Annotated in this window: 12 protein-coding genes; 10 read left to right on the top strand and 2 right to left on the bottom strand. The window is 28.4% G+C overall.

The window, feature by feature from the left end; genetic code table 11:
• Window positions 1-92: 92 nt before the first annotated feature.
• The 5 genes from MC378_RS14785 (at window position 93) to MC378_RS14765 (ending at window position 2,568) form a co-directional block, all read left to right on the top strand.
• Window positions 93-545 carry a hypothetical protein gene (locus tag MC378_RS14785; RefSeq protein WP_242179566.1) on the top strand — a complete coding sequence of 151 codons (453 nt, stop codon included), beginning with the start codon at window positions 93-95 and terminating at the stop codon, window positions 543-545.
• Between the two features lie 151 nt (window positions 546-696).
• A complete protein-coding gene (locus tag MC378_RS14780; RefSeq protein WP_242179564.1) occupies window positions 697-1,008 on the top strand; it encodes a hypothetical protein in 312 nt (103 codons plus the stop codon).
• Window positions 1,008-1,334: a hypothetical protein gene (locus MC378_RS14775; RefSeq protein ID WP_065318110.1), complete on the top strand. Its 327-nt coding sequence runs from the start codon at window positions 1,008-1,010 to the stop codon at window positions 1,332-1,334. Before MC378_RS14780 ends, MC378_RS14775 begins: the two co-directional genes overlap by 1 nt.
• 174 nt (window positions 1,335-1,508) lie before the next feature.
• Entirely contained in the window at window positions 1,509-2,003 is a 495-nt protein-coding gene (locus MC378_RS14770) for a PH domain-containing protein (RefSeq protein ID WP_242179562.1), read from the top strand.
• Between the two features lie 337 nt (window positions 2,004-2,340).
• Window positions 2,341-2,568: a hypothetical protein gene (locus tag MC378_RS14765; protein WP_242179560.1), complete on the top strand. Its 228-nt coding sequence runs from the start codon at window positions 2,341-2,343 to the stop codon at window positions 2,566-2,568.
• Here MC378_RS14765 and MC378_RS14760 read toward each other — a convergent pair.
• A complete protein-coding gene (locus tag MC378_RS14760) occupies window positions 2,536-2,748 on the bottom strand; it encodes a hypothetical protein (protein ID WP_242179558.1) in 213 nt (70 codons plus the stop codon). The genes MC378_RS14765 and MC378_RS14760 overlap by 33 nt on opposite strands.
• A gap of 213 nt (window positions 2,749-2,961) precedes the next feature.
• Between MC378_RS14760 and MC378_RS14755 the strand changes: the two genes are divergently transcribed.
• From MC378_RS14755 to MC378_RS14735, 5 genes are all read left to right on the top strand, one after another.
• The gene (locus tag MC378_RS14755; protein ID WP_242179556.1) at window positions 2,962-4,281 is read left to right on the top strand and encodes a gliding motility protein GldB-related protein; all 1,320 of its coding nucleotides are present in this window, start codon (window positions 2,962-2,964) and stop codon (window positions 4,279-4,281) included.
• A 154-nt stretch (window positions 4,282-4,435) separates the two neighbouring features.
• Window positions 4,436-5,014 (top strand): hypothetical protein, encoded by a 579-nt coding sequence (locus MC378_RS14750; RefSeq protein ID WP_242179554.1) that lies wholly within the window; start codon window positions 4,436-4,438, stop codon window positions 5,012-5,014.
• Between the two features lie 166 nt (window positions 5,015-5,180).
• Window positions 5,181-5,975 carry a hypothetical protein gene (locus MC378_RS14745; protein WP_242179552.1) on the top strand — a complete coding sequence of 265 codons (795 nt, stop codon included), beginning with the start codon at window positions 5,181-5,183 and terminating at the stop codon, window positions 5,973-5,975.
• Window positions 5,976-6,142: 167 nt separating this feature from the next.
• Window positions 6,143-7,216, top strand: a complete 1,074-nt coding sequence (locus MC378_RS14740) for a tetratricopeptide repeat protein (protein ID WP_242179551.1) — start codon at window positions 6,143-6,145, stop codon at window positions 7,214-7,216.
• A 148-nt stretch (window positions 7,217-7,364) separates the two neighbouring features.
• Window positions 7,365-7,787 (top strand): hypothetical protein, encoded by a 423-nt coding sequence (locus MC378_RS14735; protein WP_242179549.1) that lies wholly within the window; start codon window positions 7,365-7,367, stop codon window positions 7,785-7,787.
• Window positions 7,788-8,082: 295 nt separating this feature from the next.
• On the opposite strand, the gene MC378_RS15405 is transcribed toward MC378_RS14735, so the two are convergent.
• A complete protein-coding gene (locus tag MC378_RS15405) occupies window positions 8,083-8,217 on the bottom strand; it encodes a hypothetical protein (protein WP_274704134.1) in 135 nt (44 codons plus the stop codon).
• Window positions 8,218-8,433: the final 216 nt, after the last annotated feature.

The raw sequence follows: 8,433 nt of genomic DNA, 5'->3' as shown, positions 1-8,433 counted from the left end.
TTTTTTGTAAACTTCTATTTTCCTGCGGAAAATAGCCGTTCACGTAAAACGCAACTTTCAATAACACAAACTCGTTGCCCACAATTTACGAAATGAGCCGAATAAGAAACTTTCTAAATGAATTAGATGATTATGAATTAGCATATTTTGCAAAATTCAAACTTCTGACTTATATGAAAGTTACGCAATCTGGAATAAAAGAATATCTGGCTGAAAGAAATTTTAATGAATCAAAAATTAACAAACTAATTTCTGAAAATCCAAAATCAAAATTGAACGATGGAAAAAAAAGATGTGAAAGGTGTTATTCGGAAAAAGTTCGAATTAATAAAGTGGAATGGACAAATACTGGTGGCGGAATTGGAATTAAAGACGAAATTGCTACTTGGGACGCAATTGGAGGTCGTGTAACTTACAAAGATGAAGTCATTTGTAATGTTTGTGGATTTTGGTTGGAAGACCCAAATCAAGAAAAGCCTTTACCAACTTCGAAAAAAATATTAAACGGAATATGGGAATTTATAATTGGAACTTTAAGTCGTTAAAAAAACTGTGGGCAACACCGTATAAACTTTATTGCTAGTTTTAGCTCACTTGGGAAATTCCTCCGGAATTTCGCCGTTCGTGTTTTATTTACTAAATTCACTGCTTAAACAACGCAACAAAGCTTATACAACAACGTTAGCTACAAGCAAAATGAACACCCAAACTGAACAAGGAGAATTTGAAGTTATTGATAGTTTTGCAATCAAGAGAAGGAATGAATTCTATATGATTGGTGAAATTAAAAAAGGAACAATGCAAGTCAATTGGTTTGTTAATATCACTTTAAATTTAGGACTTTCGTTGACCTTGAGAATTTCGGAAATAGAAACTGTAGAATTTTCTGAAGGAAAAAAAGATTATAAATTAATAATTATTTCAGCAGATGAAGAAACAATAAATATTCTTTTAGGTTTAAAAATAGGAATTGAACTTGTTAAAATATCAATAGACGGAAAAGATTAATGAAAGCTAAAGTTTATATAAATACAAAATTTGTTGGAATAACAAAACTCAAAATTTCAGACGAAAGTATGGGGGGAATAATTGGAGATTTAGTTCCTAATGAAAATTATAATTTATATAAATCAAATATTCAGTCTTTATCTGAAAAAAAAGGAATTGCTAATTGTTCTGACTTCAATTTCATATTGGAACTAGATAACAAACAAAAATTGAATCCTGAAGGTGGAATTGGAATATCTGATTTTAAAGAATTTAATGAAATAATAATTGAATCAGCTGGAAACAGTAATGAAATAATAGAATTAATAAAAAATGCCAGTAGCTAACACCGTGTATAATTCATTGCTAGTACTCGCCTACTTGGAAATTCCTTCGGAATTTCCTCTGGTTCGTTTTAGTTTATTAATTTAGTTACTGAAACACGCAACGAAATCATACACAAACACGTTAGGTAACATTTATCAGAAAAATTAACTCACAAGAAAAGCATAAATATTATTATGGCTAATTATAAAAAATCACTCATTTTAGTTAAAGAACATTTAGATAACGGAGAAACAATTCACTCATCTATTTATGGAACATATGAAATAAAATTAATGGGAAAAGATTCTATTAGAAATGGAATTTTTATTGCTACAGAAAACCGAATTGTATTTTATGCTAAAAAATTATTTGGTTATGACTTGGAATCATTTCCTTTTAAAAATATTTCATCGATAGAAAAATCGAAAGGTTTAATGGGACATTCTATTTCTTTTTTTGCCTCTGGAAACAATGCTAAAATGAAATGGATAAATAGTGGAGATATAAATAGTTTTGCAGAATATGTTAATTCAAAAATTGGAAAATCAGAACCTGTTAAAAACGTAATAAATCAGAGTGAAAAAGGAATCCCTGAATTGATACAACAACTTTCGGAATTGAAAGAAAAAGGAATTTTATCAGAAGAAGAATTCAAAACAAAAAAAGCTGAATTATTATCTAAAATATAAAAAACGTTACCTAACACTGGCTAAACTTCATGCGGGTTTTGTGCTAACTTCAAAGTTTTGTGTATATTTACTAAGTCGCCAAATCTTGTTGATTTGGCTTTATGAAACCAAAGAAACAAATCCAAACAAAAAGCTTCGGCTTAGTCCGTGTTCGAAAATCTGGCCGATTTTCTAGCCCGCACAAAGCCTAGCCAAAACCGTTGTATGCAATTAAACAAAAGATAGATAAGTTTAGAAGCGAGAATAAAGATTTATTTAAAGAGTTTTAAAACTTCTTCATTTAATTCAATAATTTATTTATCAATAATTTTTGTATTATAAATCATAAAATTAAAAAATGAACTACATAATAACCGTTAGAAAGACAAGTGAAAGACATGATAACGTTGTTTTAGAATACCGAACAGAAGTTGAACAAAAAATCGAATGGCAAGGGCAAAAATATTTAGTAAAAGAAATTATAATTGTTGACCCAGACGAAAATGTTATTGAACTAAAGTGTTGGAATGTAACAAATTCAGGAAAACCGAAATTACTCTCTACTATCAGTAGAGATAGAATTTAAGTGTTCTAAATAGTCTTTTGCATCTTCAATTAAACTTTCAGTAGCCTCAATTAGTTCATCGATCATACCTGAATGATAATTGTAGTTTACGAAAGGAAAACTAAAATTTGCAATCTCTTGGGTTTTTTTGTCAATTGACTTTATTTTTTTAACCAAAAGTTCATCCGATTTACTACTCATGCGAAAAAATAATAACTGCATACAACACGGTGTATAAATAATGCTTACTTTGTGCTGTTACTATGCATAGTGCGACCTTACTTTATTTGTTCCCTTACGAAACTTACGGTATTGCGTATTCGCACTATTCATACACGAAACCGTTGGCAACAAGCTAAACGAACAACTGTAACAAAATGCAAAAAACATTGTCTTTTAAAGAAACACTAATCAATGAAAAATATTTATTCAATAGTACTTTTAATTTTTACATTATTGGGATGTAATCAAAAAATTGATAACTTAAACGATAATATCATCACTTCTGATATTGATAATTTTTGGAATGCTTACGATAAAATAAATGCAACAAAAGATACTATTCAGCAAATTAAATTATTAAAAACATTATTTCTTGATAAAGCTTCCGAAGGTCAAAAAAAGATGATACAAGCAAGAAATTATTCAGAGAAAGAATATCTCAACACGATTAATAATTTTCCTAAATTTTGGACTTCTATTCGAGAAAATACTTTAAAAGCCAAAACAATTGATGAAGAACTTTCAATTGGTGTTGATAAATTAAAATCAATCTATCCACAAGTAAAACCAGCCAAAATATATTTCACTGTAGGAGCTTTAAGAAGCAGTGGGACAACTATGGATAGTTTAGTGCTTATTGGTACAGAATTGGCTTTTACTGACAAGCAAACACCTACAGAAGAGTTTCCAGAATATCTTTCTCATTTAAGAAATTATTTTGACTCTGAACCAGGTGAAAATCTTGTATTCTTAAATATTCACGAGTATATTCATACGCAACAAAAAACTACAATCGGGAATAATCTTTTAGCTCAAACTGTTTTAGAAGGTGTGGCTGAGTTTTTAGCAGAAAAAGCATTAAATACAAGATCACCAAATCCTCAAATTCAGTTTGGAAAAGAAAATGATGCTAAAATTAAATCTAAATTTGAACTCGAAATGTTTTCGCCAAATGTTAACAACTGGATTTGGAACAGTGCTAATAATGAGTTCGGAATGCGTGATTTAGCATATTATGTTGGATATAAAATTTGTGAAGAATATTACAATGCTTCGGAAGACAAACAGAAAGCTATCGAGCAAATGATTCAGTTAGATTACAATAATGAAAACAAGTTAATTGAATTTGTAGAAAAATCTAACTATTTCAGTAAACCACTTAAAACCTACAAAGAAGTTTTCGAAAATAAACGCCCAAGTGTAATAAGTTTAGGAGAAATTAAAAATGAAAGTTTGAATGTTAAAACGAATATTAAAACATTAACAATTAACTTCTCACAACAGATGGATACTCGTTTTCGAAATTTTCAACTTGGTTCGCTTGGTGAAGAAAATGTAGTAAGAATTAAGGAATTTATTGGTTTTTCAAAAGATAGTAAATCGGTAAGTTTTGGAATTGAAAAATTAGAACCATCGAAAAAATATCAAATAATTGTTGGTTCAGGTTTTAGAAACACGCAAGGAGTTCCATTAATTCCATATCTGATTGAATTTAATACAAATGAAAAATAAAAGCCAGTTGCCAACACCGTGTATAATTAATTGCTGGTTTCAGCTCACTTGTGAAATTCCTTCGAAATTTCCTCGTTCGGTATTTATTTAGTATTTTAGGTGCTTAAATCAACGCAACTAATCATACACAAAACCGTTGGCAACAAGCTGAAAAATGAAATACGCATTGAACATATTACTTCTGATTTTAACTTTGGTTTCCTGTAAAAACCAATCAAACGCTGAATTAAATAAAGGAGAATTAAAAACGGAAATTGCTCAAATTGAAAAAAAGGTGAGTAAGCTTAAAACTATTCCAAATGATTTGCGAAAATTTGGTGTTTTTGACTTTTCTGACTCTGATGAAATTATGAGAATTTGGAGATTTCCAGAAGGCGGAGCTGTATTTGAGGAATTAATTGAAATAAAACGAAGTGGAAAAGAATGGAGTTCTATTCGATATACATATTTGTTAGAAGAATATAGCGACAAACCTGAATTTCAAAGTTTGAGAAAAAAGCAAAATCTAAATTTAAAAAAAGAACAAATTTTAAAGTTTATCAATAAAAAATTATTACAAGAAAACATAAACCCGACTAAAGAAGACAAAATTTGTATCTGTGATATGTATTTAGCGGAATATCGTTTTGATAATCAAGAAAATTATTTTGAATTTAATTTAAGCGAAGAAGGAAATGAAAATTCAGCGAAAATTAATTTAATGAGTTTTTTGAATGAAGTTGTAAACGAATAAAGCCAATTGCCAACACCGTGTATAAAAAATTGCTATTTTTAGCTTAAACAATGTTAGTTGCTTTGCTTGCTAGCTTCTGATTTTCCTTCGGAAAATCCTCGCACACAAGCACGCAACTTTCCATACACATAAACGTTGGGCTTCATTTCTCACTCGAACTCAAAAAATGAAAAAGAAGATAATTATTACATTTTTTTTTATCCTAATTATTCCAATCGGAATAATATTTTGGAAATTTAATGAGTTTAAGAATGAACCATATCAGAAAACTCCTTTTTTTGATTTGTTTATAGCTAAATCTATGTACAAAACAAATGAAGAAACTCCCTGGAGAGATTTTTGGGATAATTCGTGGCAAAATGTTTCTAAAGAAAACAAAAGACCAATTGAATGGATTTCAAATCCGAAAGATTTTGAAAAATTAGATTCTGTTTATTTAGGTTTTAGAAATAACACAAATGAAAAATTCTATTATGTAACTTGGGGAGAACCTAATTCAAGAATTAGAGAAAACTTTTTAGTTTATAGAAATGGGAAAATTGACTCTATTCCTTTTGGAGGTTTTGGTTGTGGAACAGGAATATATATTACTCCTTTGAAAAATGGAGAAATTGCAGGTTCAAAATTCTTGAATCCACTTTTATTTAATCCTTTTACGAATTATTTTTTACCTTTAAAAAATAAAAAATTTCCTCAATTATTTAAAGAAATATATGGAGATTCAGTTGCAATAAAATATGAACAAGCAACTTATAGTTTACCTTGGAATAAATTTCCTTCGCAAATGATTGAATCAAAGAAAATAGTAATTTCAACAGAAAGAATTATTGAAAATTGGAAAAAAGGACAATTTAAATTAAGTCCAGAATTTGAGAAAGAAAATGAACAAAGTTTTTACATTAAAGAAAACGGAGAATATATATTAAGTTCAACTTATGAGAAAAAGGAGAAAATTGAATAATTAAGAACGAAAAAAAACGAAAGCCCAACACCTTGTATAAAAAATTGCTAAATTTGGCTTAATCAAGGTTTGTTACATTTTTGTCAACTCCTATTTTCCTGCGGAAAATAGCCGTCGACTTAAAACGCAACTTTCCATACAAAAACACGTTGTAGGTAATTTAAAAAATGACGAAAAACATACTTTTATTATTCCTTTTAATTACAATCAAATCGTATTGTCAAAAAGTCAATATTTCGGAATTGAATGGAGATTGGATAAAATATAAGATTGAGATGAAAGACGGCAGTAGTTTAATTGACCGTTTCTTGACTGACTCTTCTTACGTTAATTACACTTTCAAAAAATTGGAAATGTGTACTAATGGAAATCCAACTCATAGAGTAAATGAGGTTTGTTTTCCATTCTCATTAAATCAGAACTTTATCATGACATCTTCAACTTCTGGCTACGAAATAGAAAGAGTAAAAAATGACACACTGATTCTCTGTGAAAGAATAAACGGAATGGAAAACGATAAATTAAAGAGATTCTATTTTGTTAAAGAACAAAAATTATTCAATGAAATTAAAGAGGAAAAAGGAGAAAGTAAAAATCAAGTTGCAAATGAATTTTATACACCAACTTTAAAGTCGAGTTTAATGCTTGAACTGAACAAAGCTTTTAAGAAAAAACACAGCAATTTTAAAGCTAAAGGAATTATAACAATAGATTTAAAAAATAAAAATATAAGTACCTCAATAAATTACACTAACACAAATGACTCAAGTAAAATTGAGAGAATTAAAAAAGTGATAAACAAATCATATAGACTTTGGAATTTAAATAAATTCAAACACCTTGATACGCTAGAAATGCCATTCGTATTAAAAGACGAAAAAACAAAAACATTTCGTGGAATTTCAATGAAATTTTTTACCGATTCTTTCTATCAATTAGACCATTTTTATGGTGGAGACACAAGAGTAATTCAAAAAGCTGGAGATTATTTCAATAAAGGAATAAGGTCTTATCATAATAAAGATTATGAGAGTTCTATTAAAAACTTTACTAAAAGTTATGAGTTAGACCCAAAAAACATAGATGCGCTTTATAACAGAGCTGCTATTTACTATGAAACTGGAAAACTGGAATTAGCCTGTAAAGATTGGAATGAATTATCAGAACTTGGACAGAAAAGAGGAATTGAATTATTAAAAAATAACTGTAAAAAAACTACCTACAACAATGGCTATAAGTAATTGCTTGTTCTCGCCTACTTCTGAAAATCCTTGCGGATTTTCAGTTTGGTGTGTACTTGTAAAGTTAAGTGCAAACCCACGCAACTACTCATAGCCGAGACCGTTGTATTAAATACAAAAGAATATACTAATAGAGAAAAGGAAAAGAATGAAAAGATACGATACTCTAACTGATATAAATTTAAAAGTATTATACGAAAAAGAAAGTAAACGAATGTATGAATCTGAATTTATAAATGAAGATGGTAATCAAATAGAAAATTGGGACGTACGAACTGAACTACTTTCTGAGTATATGGAAAGTAAAGGGTTAATTAGTATTGATGGAGAGATGTGTTATATATCTAAATTTGGAGAAGAGTTAGTTGAAGATAATGGGTGGTTGAACTACTTAGAAAAGGAATTAAAAAGTTATGAAAATAAAAAAAAGAAAGAAATCAGAAAAGAAACACAAGAAGAAATTATAAGAAAAGGAACTATTGAAAGTTTTAAGTATGGTAAATGGGGATTTTATTTAGCTATATTATCTATTCTAATAACCGCTTTACTAGAATTGATAAAGAAAAAATAAAAGCAATAATACTTGTATAAAACTGAACTTTAGGGTTTTCAGATTTTTTATCAAACCAAACAAAAAAAGAAATTAAATAATTAATCATAATATATATAATTTAAAACAGCACTAAAACAAATAACTATGAAAACAATCGAATTAATAACAGGTAGTAATACTAAAAAAAGGACTATAATCTTTGTTGAACAAATAAAGTATATACGAGAAAAAACACAAAATAAAGTCTATATTAAATTTGACAAAGAAAACTCTATTATAGCTCATATATCATTAACCGAAATAACAAAGTTAATTAAAGAACTTTAGCTTTAACTTCAAGAATTTCTAAGGATTCTTGCAATATTTCTTTAGCAGATAAATAATCTTTACCTTTTAATAATTTAAAGATATCTTCTTGTATTTTTGGAAAAGTTGAAGATTCAGTCATTTGAATAAAGTACTTAATACAACACCGTATATAATTTATTGCTAGTTCTAGCCTACTTACGAAAATCCTCGCGGATTTTCTATTAAGTTTTTATTTGCTAAATTAGGTGCTTAAAACACGCAACGAAATCATACACAAAACCGTTGGCAAACATTTACCCAAAATGACGAAAAAACAAAAAAAACTATTTTATAAAATCATTTTCTTTGTTGGTTT

The organism is Polaribacter marinus, assembly GCF_022662535.1.
Classification (GTDB): Bacteria; Bacteroidota; Bacteroidia; order Flavobacteriales; family Flavobacteriaceae; genus Polaribacter; species Polaribacter marinus.
This window is presented reverse-complemented; position numbering and strand designations above follow the sequence as displayed.

Bases quoted from the DNA above. Each gene is read 5' to 3' on its own strand.
- MC378_RS14785 (WP_242179566.1), top strand. From the start codon at position 93: ATGAGCCGAATAAGAAACTTTCTAAATGAATTAGATGATTATGAATTA.
- MC378_RS14780 (WP_242179564.1), top strand. From the start codon at position 697: ATGAACACCCAAACTGAACAAGGAGAATTTGAAGTTATTGATAGTTTT.
- MC378_RS14775 (WP_065318110.1), top strand. From the start codon at position 1,008: ATGAAAGCTAAAGTTTATATAAATACAAAATTTGTTGGAATAACAAAA.
- MC378_RS14770 (WP_242179562.1), top strand. From the start codon at position 1,509: ATGGCTAATTATAAAAAATCACTCATTTTAGTTAAAGAACATTTAGAT.
- MC378_RS14765 (WP_242179560.1), top strand. From the start codon at position 2,341: ATGAACTACATAATAACCGTTAGAAAGACAAGTGAAAGACATGATAAC.
- MC378_RS14760 (WP_242179558.1), bottom strand. From the start codon at position 2,748: ATGAGTAGTAAATCGGATGAACTTTTGGTTAAAAAAATAAAGTCAATT.
- MC378_RS14755 (WP_242179556.1), top strand. From the start codon at position 2,962: ATGAAAAATATTTATTCAATAGTACTTTTAATTTTTACATTATTGGGA.
- MC378_RS14750 (WP_242179554.1), top strand. From the start codon at position 4,436: ATGAAATACGCATTGAACATATTACTTCTGATTTTAACTTTGGTTTCC.
- MC378_RS14745 (WP_242179552.1), top strand. From the start codon at position 5,181: ATGAAAAAGAAGATAATTATTACATTTTTTTTTATCCTAATTATTCCA.
- MC378_RS14740 (WP_242179551.1), top strand. From the start codon at position 6,143: ATGACGAAAAACATACTTTTATTATTCCTTTTAATTACAATCAAATCG.
- MC378_RS14735 (WP_242179549.1), top strand. From the start codon at position 7,365: ATGAAAAGATACGATACTCTAACTGATATAAATTTAAAAGTATTATAC.
- MC378_RS15405 (WP_274704134.1), bottom strand. From the start codon at position 8,217: ATGACTGAATCTTCAACTTTTCCAAAAATACAAGAAGATATCTTTAAA.